Below are 19,922 nucleotides of genomic sequence, written 5' to 3' on the forward strand. Positions count from 1 at the left end.
CTACAACCCGACGGAGTGCAGTTTGCTCGCAATCCTGCTCGCGCACGCGTTCGCCGCGATAGCGGCACCGCTGTGCGTGCGGGCGTTGGGACGCAACGCGTTCTATCCGCTCGCGCTGGTCCCACTGGGCGGATTGAGCTGGGTCATCGCGAATTGGGGTAGTACACAGCAGGTTCGGATCAGCTGGGCGCCCGCGATCGAGATGAACATCGATCTGCGCTTCGATTCGCTCAGCGCCGTCATGGCCGCCCTCGTCCTCGGCATCGGCGCGCTGATCCTCTGTTACTGCGCCAGGTATTTCGAGGACGACGAACCGAAACTGGGCGTCTTCGCCGCCGAACTCGTCGGATTCGCCTTCGCCATGTTCGGGCTGGTCACCAGTGACAACATGTTGTTGCTCTACGTCTTCTGGGAAACGACGACCGTGCTGTCGTTCCTGCTGGTCGGGCACTACGCCGAACGCGCGTCCAGCCGCAGGGCGGCATTGCAGGCCCTGTTCGTGACCGCGGCGGGCGGGCTGTCCATGCTCGTCGGCATCATCATCCTCGGCCAGTCCAGCGGCAGCTATCTGCTCTCGGATCTGCTGGCGCGCGAGCAGCCGCCGACCGGCGTCGCGGTGAGTGTCGCCGTGGTGCTGATCCTGGTCGGCGCGCTGAGCAAATCCGCGATCGTCCCGCTGCATTTCTGGCTGCCAGGCGCGATGGCGGCGCCGACGCCGGTCAGTGCCTACCTGCACGCCGCGGCGATGGTGAAGGCGGGCGTCTACCTGATCGCCCGGCTCGCACCGGTCTTCGCGCACAGTCCGCCCTGGCATCCGCTCGTGCTGACGCTCGGTCTCGCCTCGATGCTGCTGGCGGGCTGGCGCGCGCTCCAGGTCACCGATCTCAAACTGGTGCTCGCCTTCGGCACGGTCAGCCAGCTCGGTTTCCTGGTCGTGCTCGTCGGTATCGGCACACCCGACGCCGCGCTGGCCGGTGTGGCGATGGTCGTCGCGCACGCCCTGTTCAAGGCGAGTCTGTTCATGGTGGTCGGCATCATCGATCACGGCGCTGGCACCCGCGATCTGCGTCTGCTGTCCGGGCTCGGCCGTCGCGAACCGATCCTGCTCGCGGTGGCGTCGCTGGCGGCGCTGAGCATGGCCGGTATCCCGCCGCTGATCGGCTTCGTCGGCAAGGAGAGCGCCCTCGGCGCGGTCCTCGACGCGGACGTGCTCGCCTGGCCCGCGCGGGTCGCGCTCCTCGTCGGGGTGACCGTCGGCTCGGCGCTGACCCTCGGTTACAGCGCACGGTTCGTCTGGGGCGCGTTCGCCGACAAACCGGGCCAGGAACACACCCGGACCGAGGAATTCGGCACCCCCGAACTCGGCTGGCACGGGCCGGGAGCGCTGTTCATCGCCCCGCCCGCGATCCTCGCGGTGGCCGGTCTGATCGCCGGTCCCGCCGCCGCCTGGCTGGACGGCGTGCTCGGCCCCTACGCCGAAACCCTGCCCGGCACGCTGGACACCCACCTCGCGCTCTGGCACGGATTCACCGCGCCGCTCGCGCTGACGGCGGTGATCGTCGTCGCGGGCACCGTGCTGTTCCTGCAACGCGGACGGATCGTCGAGACCACCCACCACGTGCTCGGCAACGCCGACCGCGTCTACGACGCCACGCTGCGCGCGATGGACCGGATCTCGCTGCGGATGACCGGTTCGGTGCAGCGCGGTTCGCTGCCGCTTACCCAGGCCACCATCCTCGGGACGCTGATCATCCTGCCGACGGTCGCGCTGGCGCTCGGCACCCGCACCGGTGTGCGGCTGCGGCTGTGGGATTCCCCGCTACAGGTGGCGATCGGCGCGATCATGGCGGCGATGGCGCTCGGCGCGACCGTCCTGCGCAACCGGCTGGCCAGCGTGCTCGTCGTCGGCGTCACCGGATACGGCTGCGGCGTGATCTTCGCCCTGCAGGGCGCCCCCGATCTCGCGCTGACCCAATTCCTGGTCGAGACACTCACTCTGGTGATCTTCGTGCTGGTGCTGCGCGCGTTCCCGGCCGAGATCGGCGCGGCCCGCGCCACCCGCTTCAAGGTGCGAAGGGCGCTGCTCGCCGCCGCCACCGGCGTCGTCGTCGCGGTGCTCGCCGCCTTCGCGACCGCCGCCCGTTCCACCGAACCGATCTGGCATCGGATTCCACGGGCCGCCTACGAACTCGGCGGCGGGAAGAACGCGGTCAACGTCCTTCTCGTCGATATCCGCGCCTGGGACACCCTCGGCGAGATCTCGGTGCTCATCGTCGCCGCCACCGGCGTCGCGTCGCTGGTGTTCCGCACCAGGCGCTTCGGCACCGCGCCGCGCGCGGTCGACTCGCCCCGCTACGACCCCGATCTGGTGAGCTGGCTGCCCGCGTCCAGACTCATGGCGCGCGAGGACCGTTCGATGGTTCTCCAGATCACCACCCGACTGCTCTTCCCCACCATCATGGTGCTCTCGATCTACTTCTTCTTCTCCGGCCACAACGCCCCCGGCGGCGGATTCGCCGGTGGGCTCATGGCAGGTCTCGCGCTGACGCTGCGCTACCTCGCGGGCGGCCGATACGAATTGGGCGAGGCGCTTCCCGTCGACGCCGGGCATCTCCTCGGCGCGGGGCTGGCGCTGGCCGCGGGCACCGCGACGACCTCGCTGCTGCTCGGCGCGCCGCCGCTGTCCTCGGCCATCGTCGAGATCACCCTGCCGCTGATCGGACACGTCAAACTGGTCACCGCCATGTTCTTCGACCTCGGCGTGTACCTGATCGTGGTCGGTCTCGTCCTCGACGTTCTGCGCAGCCTGGGCGCGCGCTTGGACAGCGAATTGGGCGAGACCACCGAAACCGCTTCGCGACGGGGAGGTTCCGGGACGTGACCTCGAATCTGACGCTGCTGATCCTGATCGGCGTGCTCGTCGCGTGCGGGGTGTACCTGATCCTGGAACGCACCGTGTCGAAGATGCTGCTCGGGATGATCCTGTTCGGCAACGCGGTGAATCTGCTGATCCTGACGGTCGGCGGGCCGGACGGCAGTTCGCCGATTCTCGGCACCGCGCAGGACGACGAGCGGACGATGGCCGATCCGCTCGCGCAGGCCATGGTGCTCACGGCCATCGTCATCACCATGGGCCTGGCGGCGTTCGTGCTCGCCCTCGCCTATCGGTCCTACATCCTCACCACCACCGAGTCACTGGAGAACGATCCCGACGACGTCGAAGTGGCGACGCGCCGCGACCGAGAGGATCCGGAAGATTGAGCCTCTCCCCCGGCCTGCTACCGGCGCTGGCGCCGCTACCGGTGCTCGTGCCGCTGCTCGCCGCCGCGGCGACCCTGGTCTTCGGCAGGAAACCGCGCATCCAGGGCACGGTGGTACTGCTGGCGCTGAGCGCGGGCGTCGTGATCAGCGCGCTGCTGTTCTACCTCGCCGATCGCGACGGCACCACCGCCGTCCAGGTCGGCGGCTGGGAAACCCCGATCGGCATCACACTGGTGGTCGATCGGCTGTCGGCGGGCATGCTGCTGGTGTCGTCGATCGTGCTGCTCGCGGTATCGCTCTACGGTTCCGGCCAGAACATCCGCGACGGCGGCGCCCGGCAACCGACGTCCATCTATCGACCCACCTATCTCGTACTGACCGCGGGCGTGTGCGCGGCCTTCCTCGCCGGTGACCTGTTCAACCTGTTCGTCGGCTTCGAGATGCTGCTCGCCGCGTCCTTCGTGCTGCTGACCGTCGGCGCGACCGCGCAGCGGATCCGGGCGGGCGTGGCCTACGTCATGGTCTCCATGCTGTCGTCGCTGATCTTCCTCGTCGGCATCGGACTCGCGTACGCGACCAGCGGCACCCTCAATCTCGCGCAAATCGCGGTCCGGATGGAAGGCGCGCCGCAGGGCGTGCGGACCGCCGTCTACGCCGTGCTGCTGGTGGCGTTCGGCATCAAGGCCGCGGTCTTCCCGCTGTCGAACTGGCTGCCCGACTCCTACCCCACCGCGCCCGCGCCGGTGACCGCGGTCTTCGCGGGCCTGCTCACCAAGGTCGGCGTGTACGCGATCATCCGGACCCACTCGCTGATGTTCCCCGACGGCAGTTTCGACACGGTCCTGCTGGTCTGCGGACTGCTCACCATGGTGATCGGCATCTTCGGCGCGATCGCGCAGAGCGATATCCGCAGGCTGCTGTCGTTCACCCTCGTCAGCCATATCGGCTACATGATCTTCGGCGTCGGACTCGGCAGCGCCGCCGGGCTCGCGGGCGCGATCTACTATGTGGCGCACCACATTCTGGTGCAGACCACCCTGTTCCTCGTGGTCGGCCTCATCGAACGCCAAGCCGGTTCGACGTCGCTGCGCCGACTCGGCGGACTGGCCGCGGCGAGCCCGATCCTCGGTGTGCTGTTCCTGATACCGGCGCTCAATCTCGGTGGCATCCCGCCGTTCTCCGGTTTCATCGGCAAGGTGGAGCTGTTGCAGGCCGGTGCGGCCGACGGCAGTGTGCTGGCGTGGACGCTGGTGGCCGGGGCCGTCTTCACCAGCCTGCTCACCCTGTACGTCGCGGCGCGAACGTGGGCCAAGGCGTTCTGGCGACCGCGCGTGGAAGCCCCGGAAGGTCATCTCACAGCCGCGAATCCGCCCACCCTGATAGAGGATTCCGAAGACGTCCTCTACGACGAGCGCGCCGATCCCGGACGCATCCCGCCGCTGATGCTCGCCGCGACCGCCGCACTGGCCGCGGTCGGCCTCGCCCTGACGGTGCTGGCGGGCCCGATCCTCGGCATCGCCGACCGCGCTGCCGCGGACCTGTCCGATCCCGGCGTCTACATCGGCTCGGTACTCGGCGACCAGGGGGCGACGCGATGAACGGCTCACCGTCGCGCCTCCTCAACCGGGGCAATGTGATCAGGGCGGGGCTGCTGATCTGGCTGACGCTGGTCTACATGGCGCTGTGGGGCGATCTCAGCGTCGGCAATCTGCTGGCCGGACTCGTCATCGCGACGGTCGTCATGGTCGCGCTGCCCTTGCCGACACTGCCCGGCTCCGGGCATTTCAATCCGCTGCCGCTGGTCGAATTGGTGGTGGTGAGTTCGTATTACGCGCTCGAATCCAGTTTCCAGGTGGCCTGGCTCGCCGTGCGTCCCGCCCCCACACCGGTGTCGGGCGTGCTGCGGGTGAACCTGAGCACCCGCTCCGATCTGGTGCTCGTGCTGTGCACCGACCTGCTGAATCTGATTCCCGGCACCATGGTGCTCGAGATCGACCGGCAGCGCTGCGTGGTCTACGTGCACGTCCTCGACGTGAGCAGTGACCACGCCGTCGACAAGTTCTACCGGACCACACGGAGGCTCGAACGACTCCTGGTCGACGCCTTCGAACGGCCGGTCCGCAGAACCCCGCCGCCGGAGGTGAACCGATGACCGTCGCCGCTGTCATCGCGGCCGTATTCCTGGCCGCCGCAGCCCTGCTCACCGCCTTTCGAATACTGGCGGGCCCGAATACGCTCGACCGCGTCGTCGGCATCGATTCGCTGATCGCGATCGCCGCGTCCGGGCTCGCGGTGTGGGCCGCCTACAGCGGCGACACCGATGTCATCCCGGCGATCGTGGCGCTGGCCCTGGTCGGATTCCTCGGCTCCGCCGCCGTCTCCCGCTTCCGCGTCAGGGACGACAGTTGACCGCGCTGGAATGGATCTCGGCCGTGCTCATCGTGCTCGGCGCGTTCCTCGCCTTCACCGCGGCACTGGGCATCCTGCGTTTCCCCGACACCCTCACCCGCATGCACGCCGCGACCAAACCCCAGGTCGTCGGCCTCATCCTCATCCTCCTCGGCACCGGCATCGAACTGCGCGACGACGCCAACGTCTGGATGCTCGGCCTGACCGCCCTGTTCACCATCCTGACCGCCCCCGTCATCGCCCACCTCCTCGGCCGCACCGCGTACCGCGAACAACGTCACCGCGACGGCATGCTGCGCGTCAACGAACTCGGCGACGAACTCGATTGATCCGCCCGGTACTCGAGCGGTTCATCCGGCACCTTCGCGGCGATGTCGAGTTCCACGCACCCATCGAACGGACGCCGGGCGAACGGCTCAGCCGACGGGTTCGGGGCTGATTCGCGCGGAGATCCCGTCGCGGTGGGTGGCGAACCAGGTGGCGTGGAAAGCGGCGGCGAAACCGGCGAGCAGGGCGAGGATGATGGTGCCCGCCAGCGCCGGATATTCGGCCATGGGGACGGCCAGGTAGCGGTAGGACAGCAGCAGGGTCGCGAGGACGCCGACACCGGCGGCGACCAGGCGGACGCGGAACCAGCCCCAGCCGCGTTCGGGTTCCCGCAGTACCGATTCGACGGTCAGGCACAGGATCGCGCCCGCGACCAGGTCGACGCCGTAGTGGTAGCCGAAACCGAGCGTCGCGGTGAGGGTGGCGACCAGCCAGAACGCGCCGCCCCAGCGCAGCCACGCGGGGGCGCGACCGCCGTCGATATCGCGGCGGGTGTGCAGGAAGACCGACAGCGCCCACGCGGTGTGCATGGACGGCATGCAATTGCGCGGCGTCACGGTGTCGAAGGGCATCGCCGACGGGTTCCTGTCGATGGGCGGCACCACATTCGGCCAGTAGTTGCCCAGTTGCAGGCCGTGGCCGTCGGCGCCGAAGGCGAACATCGGACCGACGACGGGGAACAGCAGGTAGACGATCGGACCGAGCAGTCCGAGGACGAGGAAGGTCCGCACCAGATAGTGGGTCGGCCACTGTCCGGTCGGCACGACCCGGCGCAGCTGCCACACCGCGACCACGATGGCCGCGACGGGCAATTCGATGTAGACCCAGTGCAAGACCACGTACACGCCGGGGCCGAGCGCGTCGACGACCCTGCCCATCAGCCACGACGGATCGCCGAGGGCGTGATCGGCCAGCATCACGTAGTGATCGAACACCTCCGGTCGCGTCACCACGGTGACGTGCAACCAGACATCGCCGACCTTGGTGGCCAGGATCAGCAGCGCGCCCAGCGCGGCGGCGCCGAGCGCGTTGCGCCGTTCGACCCCGCTCCAGCGCACGAACGCGGTCACCGCGATCGCGGTGAGCACGATGACGGCACCATTGCCGACCGTCGGCGGATCACCCGCGAGCAGCCGCGCACCCGCACCGATCAGGTCGATGGCGACGGCGACGCTCAACGCGACGACCCGGCGCTTGGTCGAGAGGCCGACCAGGGCCAGTACCAGTCCGGCCCACGGCACCGACATGGACTTGGGGGTGCCCGCGTAGTCCTTCCACAGGCTGGCCAGCGGTCCCTCGAACCCCTGCCCGGCCGCGGCGATCTGCAACGCGATCAGCAGCACGACGACGCCGGATACCGCCGCCACGGCCCAGATCCGGGCCGCGGGTGCGGATATCCGCCGCGCCGAATTTCCTACGCTGGAACCCGGGTCCTCGACAAGCACGTCGACCATCGTAAACGGGGGATGAACGCAATCCCCCTCCCGATCTGAACAGAAGCCGACCGACGCGGTCCGGCGAGCTACTGATCGAGCTCTCGCACCAGGGCGTCGACCACCGCGACCAGGTCACCTTGCGCCGCCGCGGCCACCTTGCGCTGACGCTGGTACGAGGCCCCGTGCACCGGGATCTCGGCCACCAGCGCCAATTCGTCGGCGCAACCGAGCCGCTTCGCGGTCGGTTCGAGCCTGTTCAGGATTTCGGTGAGGTCGTCTGTGACCAAACGCTCATTACTGTCGGAATCCACGATGACGATCGCGTCGAGCCCGTATCGCGCGGCTCGCCATTTGTTCTCCTGCACATGCCACGGCGGCAGCGTCGGCAACTCCTCGCCGTTCTCCACCCGCTGGTCGAGATCGACGATCAGGCAGTGGATGAACGAGGCCAGAGCCGCCAGTTCGGCCCTGGTCGAGGTGCCGTCGCAGATACGCACCTCGATGGTGCCCCATTTGGGCGCCGGCCGGATATCCCAGTGCATGCCGCCGAGCTGTTCGAAGACGCCGGTCTTGAACTGGTCGTGCACGAAATGCTCGAACTGGGTCCAGTTCTCGAACTGGAACGGCAGGCCCGCGGTCGGCAACTGCTGGAACATCAGCGTGCGATTGCTGGCGTATCCGGTGTCCGCGCCCGCCCACATGGGCGAGGACGCCGACAGCGCGAGCAGATGCGGATAGGCGAGCAGCAGCGAGTTCAGGATCGGCAGGACCTTGTCCCGGTGCGAGACGCCGACGTGCACGTGGACGCCCCAGATCATCATCTGGCGACCCCACCACTGGGTGCGCTCGATCAGTTCGTCGTAGTGCTCGGAGCGGGTCAGCTGCTGCGCGGACCACTGCGCGAAGGGGTGGGTACCCGCGCAGAACAGGTCGACGCCGAGCGGGTCGGCGGCGCGGCGCACGGCGTCCATCGTGCCGTGCAGATCCTCCACCGCCGCGCCGACGGTGTCGTGCACACCGGTGACGAGTTCGACGGTGTTGCGTAGCAATTCCTTGGTGACCTGCGGTTTTCCGTCCCAGGACCGCAGATCGCCGACCTCGTCGAATACGGCGGAGGCGGTGTTGGACAGATCGCGCGTCACCTTGTCGACGAGCGCGATCTCCCATTCGATGCCGATGGTCGGCCGGGGCGAGCCGGTGAAGGGAACCTGTTCAACTCTTGCCCTGGCCATCTCGCACCTTGTCTAAGCGATGACGCCGCAAGCGACGCGGCCGCCCGCGTCCCCTGTCGCGAGCGTGGTGTCGTCCGGGCCCGCGATACCGTCGGCACGGACATAGCGGTTGGGGATATTGCCGAAGTTGTCGGCGTCGGCGTGGACTATCAGCGCCTTGCCCTTGATGTCGGCGAGGGTCACCGAGTCGGTCGTGGTCACCAGGGTGCCCATACCGTCCGAACGCACCTCGAGGGAGGTGAGGTCGCCGCTGGCCGGATGCGAGTTCGCGCTGCCGACCTGGAGGTGACCGCCCGCGGAGAGGAAATCGCCCGCACCGCCGCCGGTCGGGGCGACCGAATTCGCCTCGCATTTGCCGACACTGTGGATATGCAGACCGTGGAAGCCCGGCCGCAGTCCGTTCGCCTCGACCTGCACCTGGAGGTGGTCGCCGGAGGCGGTGATCGTGGCGGTGGCGACCGATTTACCCGAAGGATCCTTCAGATCCACCTTGGCGCCCGGATTCGTCGAATCACTGCCGTGCTGCTCGCCGAAATCGGCGGACGGCGGAGCGGCCGCTCCCGTCCACACGGGCGGGGTCGTTCCCTTGACATCACTCGACTCCTGGCTGTTAGAACAGGCAGCGAGGCCGAAGACCGCGACCGCAAGCACCGGGGTCACAGTCCGCCAGGACGGGCGACGAGTTGTGGACGGGGCCATCGGGGAACTCCTTTACGAGTACCGAGTTTACGAGTAAAGCTGGGTGGACAACGTTCGTTACCGGACAAGATGATGCCACGCCCGCCGTGTCACACCGTGACAGGGCCGTGTGGCTCGCAGCACTCGAACGTCAGTTACCCGCCAGAATGACGACCACACCGACACCCTGATCGACACCGGCGGACTTCGGTTCGGCGGGCGCGCCCAACTGCTGCGCGATCGCCAGCGCGGCTTCCCGTTCCCCGGGTGAATCCCCGTAGTACACGGTGGTTTTCGCGATATTGCCGTTGGCGTAGTTACCGGAGGACACATTGGTCCAGCCGTCGGCCTGCAACTGACTCGCGGTCCGCGAGGCCAGCCCCGCGACCACGCTGTTGTTCAGCACACGCACCGGCACCGCGCGATCCACCGTCGCGGCGGGCGGCGGCGCGGAGGTCGTGGCCTGGGTGGTCGTGGTTGCGGTGGTCGTGGTTGCGGTGGTCGTGGTTGCGGTGGTCGTGGTTGCGGTGGTCGTGGTTGCGGTGGTCGTCTCCGTCGTCGTCGTGGACGCCGCGGTCGCGGCGGTGGTGGTGACGCGTGCCGCCGTCGTGGTCGGCGCCGCGCCGGTGGCGTCGGTCGACTCGGCGACGGTCGAGTCGTCGGCCTCCGAACTCGACAGCGACATCGCGCCGAGACCCGCGAAGACGATGGCCAAAGCGATCAACACCATCGCCAGCGCGCGCAACGGTGGCCCGCCGGAGGTGGGATTGGGGTAGCTCACGGTGTCGACCCTAGTCCCACATCGGGTTCCGAGGTCGGCATCGCGCCGCCGAGTCGGGTCATACCTGGAAACCGAGACGCCGGGCGGCCCTGGCCTTCTGCCTGCTCGCCCGCAGGCGGCGCAACCGCTTCACCAGCATCGGGTCCACGGCGAGCGCCTCGGGCCGATCGACGACGGCGTTGAGAACCTGGTAGTAGCGGGTCGGCGACATGCCGAACAGCTCCCTGATGGCCTCTTCCTTCGCGCCCGCGTACTTCCACCACTGCCGTTCGAAGGCCAAGATGTCGTGTTCACGGCGGCTGAGGCCGCCTTCCTCCTCCGCCGCCGGAGCGCCTGCCGCCGCGGCCTGCGCATCCCCGCTCACGGAAGGGCCGTCCTGGCTCCCGGGAAGATCCCGTGCCGCTGCGCCGTCCATCCTGCTCCCTCGCCGAGTGACCACCAGAGGAAAATGGTGCTGTACGTCGCGAAACATTGAACCACGGGACCGAGGGGCGTCTCAGCCCAGTTCCCGGCGTGTTGTTTACCCGGGAGTAGCGGTGTGTCGCGGCCGGTCGACACGCGGTAACGGCCGGATGGGCACCCAGTAGGCTTATCGCCCATGGCAATCCTCCCCATCGTGATCGTCGGTGACCCCGTGCTGCACAACCCCACGGCGCGAGTCACCCAAACCCCGGAGGAACTGGCCGAACTGGTCGCGGATATGTACGAGACGCTGGAGGCTTCCAACGGCGTCGGGCTCGCGGCCAACCAGGTCGGTGTACCGCTGCGCGTGTTCGTCTACGACTGTCCCGACATCGGCGAGGACGGCACACCGGCACGGCGTAAGGGCGCCGTGGTCAATCCGGTGCTGGAGACTTCCGAGATCCCCGAGACCATGCCCGACCCCGACGACGACGAGGAAGGCTGCCTGTCGGTTCCCGGCGAGCAGTTCCCGACCGGGCGCGCCGAATGGGCCAGGGTCACCGGCACCGACGAGCACGGCGATCCGGTGGAACTCGAGGGCAAGGGCTTCTTCGCGCGGATGTTGCAGCACGAGGTCGGCCATCTCGACGGATTCCTGTACGTGGACGTGCTGATCGGGCGCAACGCCCGCGCGGCGAAGAAGGCGATCAAACGCAACGGCTGGGGCGTCCCCGGGCTGAGCTGGATTCCGGGCACCGTGCCCGACCCGTTCGGGCATGACCACTGAGCCCGCGCACACGGAGCACTCCGTGGCCCCCGAACGGGAAGTAGCGATCGGACGGCGGGTGGTCATGCGGTACCGGCTGCCCTCGGGTCAACCGCAATCGCTCACCGATGTGATCGGCGAACTGGTCGGGCTCGACCCGCCGACGGTCCGCGCCGCCGACGGCCGACTGGTGTCGGTCACCGACGACCGGGTCGTCGCGCTCAAAGCCCTGGGTCCGAGACCCATTCGCATCGGCGAGATCCGCGCGCTCGAAGCCGCGGCCGCGTTCGGCTGGCCGGGCATGGAGTACGAGTGGATCGACGGCTGGCTGGCGCGCGCCGGGAACGAGTACACCTACCGCGCGAATTCCGCTGTGCCGCTGGGGCAGCACGGCGTACCCGCCGATCTCACCACCGAGACCCTGCTGCGCATCGACGACTGGTACACCCTGCGCAACCTGCCGTTGCGCCTCGCGCTGCCCGATCGTCTCGCCACGGCCCCACCCGGCTGGCCGATCGAACGCGAGACGGTGGTCCTCGGCCTCGATATCGAGAATTTCGTGCTGCCGCAGGGTCCGCCGATGGTGCGGTTCGCGTCCGCGCCCGATGACGCGTGGCTGTCGATGTACCGGTCTCAGGGTGAAACCCCCACGGATCAGCCGGATTCGGCGTCGATCCGCGAGGTGCTGACCTCCGTGCACGACGGTGAACTCGGCTTCGCCTCGCTCGGCGTCCCCGCACCGATCGCGATCGGACGCGGCGCGTTGACCGCCGCCCCCGACGGACGCCGCTGGATCGGGCTGAGCTGTCTCACGGTCGCGGCCGAGCACCGCAGGCACGGGCTCGGTTCCCTGATCTGCGCGGAATTGATCCGCTGGGGGCACGGCCGTGGCGCGACCCACGCCTATCTCCAGGTCACCGCGGACAATGTCGGCGCGATGGCGCTCTACCGCGACATGGGTTTCCTCGACCATCACAGCTACCGTTACGCCGCTCCCCCGTCGTGACAGCCGCGCGAAAGAGCGTAGAAAAGAACCTGTAGGCCGTGCGGTCCTGTGGGCCCATTGTGAAGGAAGGCATTTCGTGCGTCTCGCGACTTGGAACGTCAACTCGATCCGTTCCCGTATCGATCGGGTGGTGCAATTCCTCGACCGCCAGGACATCGACGTGCTCGCGATGCAGGAAACCAAATGCCGCGACGACCAGTTCCCGTTCGAGCGGTTCGACGAACTCGGGTACGAGGTCGCCCACCTCGGCGTCAACCAGTGGAACGGCGTGGCCATCGCCTCCCGGATCGGGCTCGACGATGTCGAATACGCCTTTCCCGGTCAGCCCGGTTTCGACAAGGACGCGGGCGAATCCCTGATCAGCACGCCCGTCGTCGAATCCCGCGCACTCGGCGCAACCTGCGGTGGCGTGCGCGTGTGGAGCCTGTACGTACCGAACGGCCGGGCACTGGAAGACCCGCATTACACCTACAAACTGGAATGGCTCGCCGCGTTGCGCGCGAGCGGACAGGCGTGGCTGACCGAGGACCCGAAGGCCAGGATCGCACTCGTCGGCGACTGGAATATCGCGCCGACCGACGACGATGTGTGGTCGACCGATTTCTTCCAGGGCAAGACCCACACCTCCCCGCCCGAACGCGAGGCCTTCGAGGCCGTCGTCGACACCGGTTTCGCCGATGTCATGCGGCCCTTCGCACCCGGCCCCGGCGTCTACACCTACTGGGACTACACCCAGCTGCGTTTCCCCCGTAAGGAAGGTATGCGCATCGATTTCGTCCTTGCCTCACCCGAACTGGCGGGCAGGGCCGAGGACGCGCTGGTCGACCGGGACGAGCGCAAGGGCAAGGGCGCGAGCGACCACGCCCCGGTCATCGCCGAATTCCGCGACTGACCGGGAGCGCGTGGCACCCGCCCCGGCTCACACCGTGACGTAGGCGAATTCGTCGGCGGCCAGCGCGGCCCAGGTCGGTTGCGCGTCGACGCCGCGGTTGGCGAGTTCCTCCACGAGATCGCCTCGGTCCGGATCGTTGTCGTAGGGGCTGCGCGGGAACCAGTCCGGCCAGTGGTCGTAGGCGCGTTCCACCCGGACCTCGGCGCCGTCGATGGCGAAGCGGATGAACAGCCATCGGCCGTGCTCACCGGTCTCGGTATCGCGCAGCCGCCGCAACCCGGTCGGAATCTTGCGCGCGTTGCGCGGCACGCCGACCCCGATGCCGCGACCGACCCGGAACGCGAAGTCGATATGCCCGTACTCCTCGTACAGCACCCGGATACGGGCGACCATATCGATGAGTTCCGGACTCTCTGGCGGAACGGGGCGCGGCTTCTCGGGCGCCTCGACCATCGCGGCGACGAGTTGCCTGCGATGGTCGACCGGACTGAGCCTGCGACGCCACCGCGGTCCGGTTCCCGCGACGGGAAGTTCCTCCGCCACCGGAGCCGACCCGGCGACGACACCGCCGCGCGCGAGGAAATCGTATACCGGATCGCATAATTCGGGTTCGAGCACCGAAACAAGTTCCGGCGTCACCGATCTCGTCTCCGCCGCCGCGAACAGCGCGGCAATCTCGGCACGGGTCACGCCGTGCAGCGATTCCGCGAAAAGTCCTATCAGTTGCTGTAATTCGAGCAGCGGATAGAGCGCCACCGCCGTCTCGTACTCCACGCGCAACAATTCCAGCTGTGCGGAGTGCCGCCACGCCGTGCCGTCCCACCAGCGCACGAAATCGATCACCTCGTCGAGCATCAGCGGCGTGAGATCGGCGATCGGCACCCACGGCGGCGCGCCCGCGAGCAGATCCTGCGGTTCGGCGGGCGCGACGTAGTGGTCGTCACGTCCCTGCCCGAACAGCACGGCGGTCCCGTCCACGTATCGCACCAGCGTGAACCAGTTCTCCGCCAGCCCCATGTCGAAGGTGACCCGACCGCCGACCAACTCACCTAGCTGCCCCGAACCCTCCGGATCCTGCACCACTTGGACCACAAGGGTGCGACCCCACAGAACATCCAGCGTCGGCAACTCGGATTGCATGCCCCACAACCTAATCCCCGCGACGCCGGTCGTCAGTGCCCGCGACCGTATCGCGACCATCACCTCCGGTATGCGGATCACCGGGAGCGGCGTCGGGCGGGCGGGTATGGTTGGCCGGGGAAAATCGCATATCGCCAACGGGGGCTCGCACCAGCGGGCTGAGAGGACGGCTAGCTCCACGGAGCGTCAGGGCCGTCGACCGTATGAACCTGACCGGGTAATGCCGGCGTAGGGAGAAACATGACGAGCACACCTGTCGACACCGTGACCACCGGTCCTGTCGAAGGCAGCGTCAAACACTATCGCCAGGTCGATGACCTGCGCATTCCGGTTCGCCGGATCAACCTCACCAATGGTGAGACCTTCGACGTCTACGACACCTCCGGCCCGTACACCGACACCGCGGCCACCATCGATCTGGAAGCAGGTCTACCCGCGCTGCGCGACGGCTGGGAGAAACCGCGGGTCGACGGTCCGCCGACCCAGCTGGCCTGGGCTCGCCGAGGAATCGTCACCCCCGAGATGCTTTTCATCGCCGAGCGCGAGGGCGTGACGCCGGAGCTGGTGCGCGAGGAGGTCGCCGCCGGACGGGCGGTCATCCCGGCCAATCACAAGCACCCCGAACTCGAGCCGACGATCATCGGCAAGAAATTCCTGGTCAAGATCAACGCCAATATCGGCAATTCCGCCGTCTCCTCCTCGATCGCCGAGGAGGTCGAGAAGATGGTGTGGGCCACGCGCTGGGGCGCCGACACCATCATGGATCTGTCCACGGGCAAGAACATCCACGAGACCCGGGAGTGGATTCTGCGCAATTCCCCGGTCCCGGTCGGCACCGTGCCGATCTACCAGGCGCTGGAGAAGGTGAACGGCGATCCGACCGCGCTCACTTGGGAGATCTACCGCGATACCGTCATCGAACAGTGCGAGCAGGGCGTGGACTACATGACCGTGCACGCCGGTGTGCTGTTGCGCTACGTCCCGCTCACGGCCAAACGGGTCACCGGCATCGTCTCGCGCGGCGGGTCGATCATGGCCGCGTGGTGCCTGGCCCATCACCGGGAATCGTTCCTTTACACCAACTTCGCCGAACTGTGCGAAATCCTGGCGAAATACGACGTCACCTTCTCCCTCGGTGACGGGCTGCGTCCCGGCTCGATCGCCGACGCCAACGACGAGGCCCAGTTCGCCGAACTGCGCACCCTCGGCGAACTTACCAAGATCGCGAAATCCTTCGGTGTCCAGGTGATGATCGAAGGTCCCGGCCACGTGCCGATGCACAAAATCGTGGAGAACGTGCGGCTGGAGGAGGAACTGTGCGAGGAGGCCCCGTTCTACACCCTCGGGCCGCTCGCCACCGATATCGCGCCCGCCTACGACCACATCACCTCGGCCATCGGCGCCGCGATCATCGCCCAGGCGGGCACCGCCATGCTCTGCTACGTGACCCCGAAGGAACATCTCGGTCTGCCCAACCGCGACGATGTGAAGGTCGGCGTGATCACCTACAAGATCGCCGCTCACGCCGCCGATCTCGCCAAGGGTCACCCGCACGCCCAGGACCGGGACAACGAATTGTCCAAGGCGCGTTTCGAATTCCGCTGGCGTGACCAGTTCGCGTTATCGCTGGACCCGGACACCGCACGCGAGTACCACGACGAGACGATGCCCGCCGAACCGGCCAAGACCGCGCATTTCTGTTCCATGTGCGGGCCCAAGTTCTGCTCGATGCGCATCTCGGCCGATGTCAGGGAGTACGCCGCACGCGAGGGTCTGACCGATGTGCAGGCCATCGAGGCGGGAATGGCCGAAAAATCGGCGGAATTCGCCGATGCGGGCAAGAAGGTGTATCTGCCCGTGGTCTCCTGATACCACGGCTGTCCACGGTTTCGTATTTCCGGGTGTCGCTCGTTACCCGGAAATACGGATGCCGGGTACTCCGTCTCGCCCCCGGCAGCGGGATTACCCGGCGGCGACCGTCGCGGACATCGCATCGCCGCCCTGCGCAGGGGGCAGGACAGCGGGGAGTTGCGGTGTCCGCGACGGATCTGCCGATGCGGTGACCTCACGCGCCGGACGTCCCGCGCACATCAGCGGATGTTCTGTTCGATCGAACGCCGCGCCGCGCGCGTGGTGCGCTCGACGTCGCCGGTGATCAGCCGATCCTGAATCACCCCGCGCAACCCGGAAATCAACAGGGTCGCAACAGCTTCCGGATCATCGATGGTCCCGATGCGCCGCAGAGCCGCCGACAGCGACGTGACGAAGGCGCCGATCGCCTCCACGGCGTAGTGCGCGTACGGGCTGTCCGGCGCGCACGCCGCGCCCAGCACTTGGAGCAGTACTCGCACGCTGGTCGACCCGTCGCCGGATGTGCTCGAATCGAAGAAGGCGGTCAGCCTGGCGCGCAGTGCCGTCGCGTCGTCGACGTCGGCGAATAGCGCGCCGATATCGGGACGCTGGGTGGCCAGAGCCTGGACCAGCAGTTCTTCCTTGGTGTCGAAGTAGTAGATCAGCATGCGCGAACTGGTCCCGAGCGCGGCCGCCAGCGGGCGCAGCGACAGTTCGGCGAGTCCGTTGGCTGCGATGTATTCGACGACGCCGTGCAGCAGTTCGGCGCGTTTGGCGTGGTCGAGTGGGCGGGCCATGGGTTGACTGTAGCGAGTGCTACAGGTATTCATATCAGCGTGACTGTAACGATCGCTTCAGAAACTCGCCCTTCGGTGGTCGTCACCGGATACGCCGCGACCACCTCGCTGGCCGAGGACGCCGATACGACCTGGTCGGAACTGCTGCGGGGCCGCACCGGCATCCGACGGCTCGACGACGACTTCGTCACCGAATACGACCTGCCGGTGCGGATCGGCGCGAAGCTGCGGTCACGTCCGGGCGACCGGTTGACCAGAATCGAGCAGCGGCGGCTGTCCTATGTGGAGCAGTTGGCGCTGGTCCTCGGCCGCGAGGTCTGGCAGCGGGCCGACACCCCCGAGGTCGCGGGCGAGCGCCTCGCGGTGGCGATCGGCACCGGACTCGGCGGAGCCGACGCGTTGATCGACGCGGTGGACGCGATGCGCCGAGGCGGGTACCGCAAGGTGTCGCCGATGTCGGTGCCGATGGTGATGCCCAACGGCCCTGCCGCCACGGTGGGACTCGAAATCGGCGCGAAGGCAGGGGTTTTCGCACCGGTCTCGGCATGTTCCTCCGGTTCTGAGGCCATCGCGCACGGCTGGCGGCTCATCAGCACCGGGGAGGCGGACGTGGTGGTGGCGGGCGGTGTGGAAGGCCATATCCACGCCGTGCCGATCGCGAGTTTCGCCATGATGCGCGCCATGAGCACCCGCAACGACGAGCCGGAACGCGCCTCGCGACCGTTCGACCGCGACCGCGACGGTTTCGTCTTCGGCGAGGCGGGCGCGTTGCTGGTCCTGGAATCCGAAACCCACGCCACGGCCAGGGGCGCGCGGACCCACGGCCGGATCTTGGGCGCGGGCATCACCTCCGATGCCTATCACATCGTCGCCTCCGAACCGGGCGGCCTCGGCGCGGCACGGGCCATGCGCAAGGCGATACAGACTGCTGGACTGCAGGATTCGGATATCCAGCATGTGAACGCGCACGCCACGTCGACCTCGATCGGCGACGCGTCGGAGGCCGAGGCGATCACCTCGGTGACACCGGACGCCTCGGTCTACGCCCCCAAATCCGCACTGGGACATTCGATCGGGGCCGTCGGCGCCCTGGAATCGGTACTCACCCTGCTGACGGTGCGCGATGGAATCGTCCCGCCCACACTGAATCTGGACAATCTCGACCCTGCGATCGAGTTGGATATCGTCACGGGAGCGGCGCGCACCCAACGAATCGACTACGCGCTGAACAATTCCTTCGGCTTCGGTGGACACAATGTCGCCCTCGCGTTCGGGGCGGCATAGGCGGCAGAAAGCAGGCAGCGTCCGGCCTTGCGGCGGTGCGAAGCGGGGCGGGGCGGAGCGGTGCGCGCGCCCGTGTCGCGCAGCGCCCCCCACTGTGTGGCGGAGCGGCGCAGTGCAGGGCGCGGCGGCGCAGGGCGCGGGGGCATACCCCGGGCGACGGGCAAGTCGCGCACGACGGGACGGGGCGGTGGGGCCGCAGAAACGGCATTGCCGCGTCGTAGCAGAATCGAGAATCGACCGACAAATCCGCCGACCGGCCCCACCGGTCCGAGGGACGGATGACGACCGTGAGCGATGCCTTCTACCTGCCCGATCCCGAGGATCCGCGACGATTTCTCTCCACCGAACTGACGCGCGGGCCGTGGTCCCCCGACGCCCAGCACGCGGGTCCGCCCTCGGCGCTGCTCGGACACGCCATCGAACGCTGCGAACCGCGTGCGGGGTTCCAGGTCGGCCGGGTCGCGGTGGAGATTCTCGGTCCGGTGCCGCTCGAGCCGCTCACCGTCGAGACCCGGGTGGCCAGGGCCGGACGCAGCGTCGAATTGATCCAGGCGACGCTGTCCAGCGAGCGTGGTCCGGTGATGACCGCGAACGCCTGGCGATTCAAACTCGCCGATCCCGAACTCGATCTACCCGAGACCATCCTGCCCACCGGCGCGCGTCCCGGTCCCGATCACGCACCGGAGCCCGCGCCGTTCCCGTCGACGCAGGCGATCGGATTCCACGCCGGAATCGAATACCGTTTCGTAACAGGCTCATTCGCCGAAGCCGGTCCGGCGATCTGCTGGATCCGGCTGAAATACCCGATCGTCGCCGGGACCACGCCGAGTCCGCTGGAGCGCACGCTCGCGGCCGCCGATTCGGGGAACGGTGTGAGCGCGGTACTCGACTGGGATCGGTTCCTGTTCATCAACACCGATCTGACGGTGACCCTGCACCGTCAGCCGGTCGGCGAATGGGTCTGCCTCGACGCGGTCACCTACCCGCAGCCGCACGGCATCGGCCTCGCCGAATCGGTGCTGTTCGACGAGAAGGGACCGCTGGGGCGTGGCACCCAGACCCTGCTGATCGGGCCGCGCTGACCCGAATCTCAGGCGCGGTCGGAAATCTGCTGGATGGCCCAGCCGTTGCCGTCGGGGTCGGTGAAGAACAGGAACCCGACATTGTCGAGCGGGTGCGGCATCGGCCTCGGGTTCTCACCGACCACCTGCACCTCGCCGACGTCGAGACCGCGCGCGAGGAGTTCCTCGCGTGCCTGCCGGATATCGGGAACGACGAGTTGCAGCCCCTGGACCGACCCCGGTTCCATCGCCGGAACCGCGCCCTTGCCGATGACGACGGAACAGCCCGAACCCGGCGGGGTCAGTTGCACGATGCGGATGTCGTCGCCGATGACGGTGTCGTGGTCGACCGCGAAGCCGAGTTTCTCGGCGTAGAACCGTTTGGCGCGGTCGATATCCGACACGGGCACGATGACGACCTCGAGTGTCCAGTTCATAGTCAGCCCTTTGCGTTACCGGGACGGTGAGCGTGCGTCGCGATCATCTCGGGCACGCCGAGGAACGCGGCAAAGGTTATCGCGGGACGGGTTGTCACGGCCCCCTTTGCGCCCGATCAATTCCCGTCCGCTGATGCCGATCCGCGCCCTGTGAATCCGCAC

At 67.8% G+C, this 19,922-nt stretch carries 20 protein-coding genes and 1 riboswitch; of the genes, 12 read left to right on the plus strand and 8 right to left on the minus strand.

Annotation, left to right across the window (positions count from 1 at the left end):
- Positions 1-22 precede the first annotated feature (22 nt).
- The 6 genes from OG225_RS31805 to mnhG are packed head-to-tail and all read left to right on the plus strand — an operon-like array spanning position 23 to position 5,999.
- Complete coding sequence (locus tag OG225_RS31805; protein WP_405178549.1) at positions 23-2,881, plus strand: Na+/H+ antiporter subunit A; 2,859 nt, start codon at positions 23-25, stop codon at positions 2,879-2,881.
- Positions 2,878-3,261 (plus strand): Na(+)/H(+) antiporter subunit C, encoded by a 384-nt coding sequence (locus tag OG225_RS31810; RefSeq protein WP_216917347.1) that lies wholly within the window; start codon positions 2,878-2,880, stop codon positions 3,259-3,261. Before OG225_RS31805 ends, OG225_RS31810 begins: the two co-directional genes overlap by 4 nt.
- The gene (locus OG225_RS31815; protein ID WP_405178550.1) at positions 3,258-4,859 is read left to right on the plus strand and encodes a Na+/H+ antiporter subunit D; all 1,602 of its coding nucleotides are present in this window, start codon (positions 3,258-3,260) and stop codon (positions 4,857-4,859) included. The genes OG225_RS31810 and OG225_RS31815 overlap by 4 nt, the downstream gene beginning before the upstream one ends.
- The gene (locus OG225_RS31820) at positions 4,856-5,413 is read left to right on the plus strand and encodes a Na+/H+ antiporter subunit E (RefSeq protein WP_405178551.1); all 558 of its coding nucleotides are present in this window, start codon (positions 4,856-4,858) and stop codon (positions 5,411-5,413) included. Before OG225_RS31815 ends, OG225_RS31820 begins: the two co-directional genes overlap by 4 nt.
- A complete protein-coding gene (locus OG225_RS31825; protein ID WP_216917344.1) occupies positions 5,410-5,670 on the plus strand; it encodes a monovalent cation/H+ antiporter complex subunit F in 261 nt (86 codons plus the stop codon). Before OG225_RS31820 ends, OG225_RS31825 begins: the two co-directional genes overlap by 4 nt.
- Positions 5,667-5,999 (plus strand): monovalent cation/H(+) antiporter subunit G, encoded by a 333-nt coding sequence (gene mnhG, locus OG225_RS31830; protein WP_405178552.1) that lies wholly within the window; start codon positions 5,667-5,669, stop codon positions 5,997-5,999. The genes OG225_RS31825 and mnhG overlap by 4 nt, the downstream gene beginning before the upstream one ends.
- 87 nt (positions 6,000-6,086) lie before the next feature.
- Here the strand turns inward: mnhG and OG225_RS31835 are convergent, their stop codons facing one another.
- From OG225_RS31835 to OG225_RS31855, 5 genes are all read right to left on the minus strand, one after another.
- Positions 6,087-7,373 carry a DUF5933 domain-containing protein gene (locus OG225_RS31835; RefSeq protein WP_405183433.1) on the minus strand — a complete coding sequence of 429 codons (1,287 nt, stop codon included), beginning with the start codon at positions 7,371-7,373 and terminating at the stop codon, positions 6,087-6,089.
- A gap of 146 nt (positions 7,374-7,519) precedes the next feature.
- On the minus strand, positions 7,520-8,665 hold the full coding sequence (locus OG225_RS31840; protein ID WP_405178553.1) for a glutamate--cysteine ligase: 1,146 nt from the start codon (positions 8,663-8,665) through the stop codon (positions 7,520-7,522).
- Between the two features lie 12 nt (positions 8,666-8,677).
- Positions 8,678-9,364 carry a superoxide dismutase[Cu-Zn] gene (gene sodC, locus OG225_RS31845; RefSeq protein ID WP_405178554.1) on the minus strand — a complete coding sequence of 229 codons (687 nt, stop codon included), beginning with the start codon at positions 9,362-9,364 and terminating at the stop codon, positions 8,678-8,680.
- A 130-nt stretch (positions 9,365-9,494) separates the two neighbouring features.
- Positions 9,495-10,124 carry a LytR C-terminal domain-containing protein gene (locus OG225_RS31850; protein ID WP_405178555.1) on the minus strand — a complete coding sequence of 210 codons (630 nt, stop codon included), beginning with the start codon at positions 10,122-10,124 and terminating at the stop codon, positions 9,495-9,497.
- 58 nt (positions 10,125-10,182) lie between these two features.
- Positions 10,183-10,539 carry a DUF3263 domain-containing protein gene (locus tag OG225_RS31855; protein ID WP_216917338.1) on the minus strand — a complete coding sequence of 119 codons (357 nt, stop codon included), beginning with the start codon at positions 10,537-10,539 and terminating at the stop codon, positions 10,183-10,185.
- A gap of 183 nt (positions 10,540-10,722) precedes the next feature.
- Between OG225_RS31855 and OG225_RS31860 the strand changes: the two genes are divergently transcribed.
- The 3 genes from OG225_RS31860 to OG225_RS31870 all read left to right on the plus strand — a co-directional run bounded on the left by OG225_RS31860 (position 10,723) and on the right by OG225_RS31870 (position 13,190).
- Positions 10,723-11,313, plus strand: coding sequence for a peptide deformylase (locus OG225_RS31860; RefSeq protein ID WP_405178556.1), 591 nt, complete (start codon positions 10,723-10,725; stop codon positions 11,311-11,313).
- 64 nt (positions 11,314-11,377) lie between these two features.
- A complete protein-coding gene (locus OG225_RS31865; RefSeq protein WP_405183434.1) occupies positions 11,378-12,298 on the plus strand; it encodes a GNAT family N-acetyltransferase in 921 nt (306 codons plus the stop codon).
- 76 nt (positions 12,299-12,374) lie between these two features.
- A complete protein-coding gene (locus tag OG225_RS31870) occupies positions 12,375-13,190 on the plus strand; it encodes an exodeoxyribonuclease III (RefSeq protein ID WP_405178557.1) in 816 nt (271 codons plus the stop codon).
- Between the two features lie 27 nt (positions 13,191-13,217).
- Here OG225_RS31870 and OG225_RS31875 read toward each other — a convergent pair whose 3' ends face one another.
- Positions 13,218-14,330 (minus strand): hypothetical protein, encoded by a 1,113-nt coding sequence (locus tag OG225_RS31875; protein ID WP_405178558.1) that lies wholly within the window; start codon positions 14,328-14,330, stop codon positions 13,218-13,220.
- A 127-nt stretch (positions 14,331-14,457) separates the two neighbouring features.
- Positions 14,458-14,583, plus strand: a riboswitch (TPP riboswitch).
- Between OG225_RS31875 and thiC the strand changes: the two genes are divergently transcribed.
- A complete protein-coding gene (gene thiC, locus OG225_RS31880) occupies positions 14,571-16,199 on the plus strand; it encodes a phosphomethylpyrimidine synthase ThiC (RefSeq protein WP_405178559.1) in 1,629 nt (542 codons plus the stop codon). It overlaps the preceding riboswitch by 13 nt.
- Before the next feature lie 221 nt (positions 16,200-16,420).
- Here the strand turns inward: thiC and OG225_RS31885 are convergent, their stop codons facing one another.
- Positions 16,421-16,978, minus strand: a complete 558-nt coding sequence (locus OG225_RS31885; protein WP_405178560.1) for a TetR family transcriptional regulator — start codon at positions 16,976-16,978, stop codon at positions 16,421-16,423.
- Between the two features lie 39 nt (positions 16,979-17,017).
- On the opposite strand from OG225_RS31885, the gene OG225_RS31890 reads away from it, so the two are divergent.
- Together OG225_RS31890 and OG225_RS31895 are read left to right on the plus strand one after the other, a co-directional pair.
- The gene (locus OG225_RS31890; protein WP_405178561.1) at positions 17,018-18,262 is read left to right on the plus strand and encodes a KasA/KasB family beta-ketoacyl-ACP synthase; all 1,245 of its coding nucleotides are present in this window, start codon (positions 17,018-17,020) and stop codon (positions 18,260-18,262) included.
- A gap of 278 nt (positions 18,263-18,540) precedes the next feature.
- Entirely contained in the window at positions 18,541-19,344 is an 804-nt protein-coding gene (locus tag OG225_RS31895; protein ID WP_405178562.1) for a thioesterase family protein, read from the plus strand.
- An 8-nt stretch (positions 19,345-19,352) separates the two neighbouring features.
- Here OG225_RS31895 and OG225_RS31900 read toward each other — a convergent pair whose 3' ends face one another.
- Positions 19,353-19,760: a VOC family protein gene (locus tag OG225_RS31900; protein WP_216917036.1), complete on the minus strand. Its 408-nt coding sequence runs from the start codon at positions 19,758-19,760 to the stop codon at positions 19,353-19,355.
- Between the last annotated feature and the right edge of the window lie 162 nt (positions 19,761-19,922).

It is taken from the genome of Nocardia sp. NBC_01377 (assembly GCF_045040005.1).
Classification (GTDB): Bacteria; Actinomycetota; Actinomycetes; order Mycobacteriales; family Mycobacteriaceae; genus Nocardia; species Nocardia noduli.

What these genes read in the sequence shown, in the direction of transcription:
- OG225_RS31885 (WP_405178560.1), bottom strand. Translation starts at nt 16,978, where the DNA reads ATGGCCCGCCCACTCGACCACGCCAAACGCGCCGAACTGCTGCACGGC.
- OG225_RS31865 (WP_405183434.1), top strand. Translation starts at nt 11,378, where the DNA reads ATGCGGTACCGGCTGCCCTCGGGTCAACCGCAATCGCTCACCGATGTG.
- thiC (WP_405178559.1), top strand. Translation starts at nt 14,571, where the DNA reads ATGACGAGCACACCTGTCGACACCGTGACCACCGGTCCTGTCGAAGGC.
- sodC (WP_405178554.1), bottom strand. Translation starts at nt 9,364, where the DNA reads ATGGCCCCGTCCACAACTCGTCGCCCGTCCTGGCGGACTGTGACCCCG.
- OG225_RS31855 (WP_216917338.1), bottom strand. Translation starts at nt 10,539, where the DNA reads ATGGACGGCGCAGCGGCACGGGATCTTCCCGGGAGCCAGGACGGCCCT.
- OG225_RS31820 (WP_405178551.1), top strand. Translation starts at nt 4,856, where the DNA reads ATGAACGGCTCACCGTCGCGCCTCCTCAACCGGGGCAATGTGATCAGG.
- OG225_RS31825 (WP_216917344.1), top strand. Translation starts at nt 5,410, where the DNA reads ATGACCGTCGCCGCTGTCATCGCGGCCGTATTCCTGGCCGCCGCAGCC.
- OG225_RS31895 (WP_405178562.1), top strand. Translation starts at nt 18,541, where the DNA reads ATGACGACCGTGAGCGATGCCTTCTACCTGCCCGATCCCGAGGATCCG.
- OG225_RS31840 (WP_405178553.1), bottom strand. Translation starts at nt 8,665, where the DNA reads ATGGCCAGGGCAAGAGTTGAACAGGTTCCCTTCACCGGCTCGCCCCGG.
- OG225_RS31860 (WP_405178556.1), top strand. Translation starts at nt 10,723, where the DNA reads ATGGCAATCCTCCCCATCGTGATCGTCGGTGACCCCGTGCTGCACAAC.
- OG225_RS31875 (WP_405178558.1), bottom strand. Translation starts at nt 14,330, where the DNA reads ATGCAATCCGAGTTGCCGACGCTGGATGTTCTGTGGGGTCGCACCCTT.
- OG225_RS31900 (WP_216917036.1), bottom strand. Translation starts at nt 19,760, where the DNA reads ATGAACTGGACACTCGAGGTCGTCATCGTGCCCGTGTCGGATATCGAC.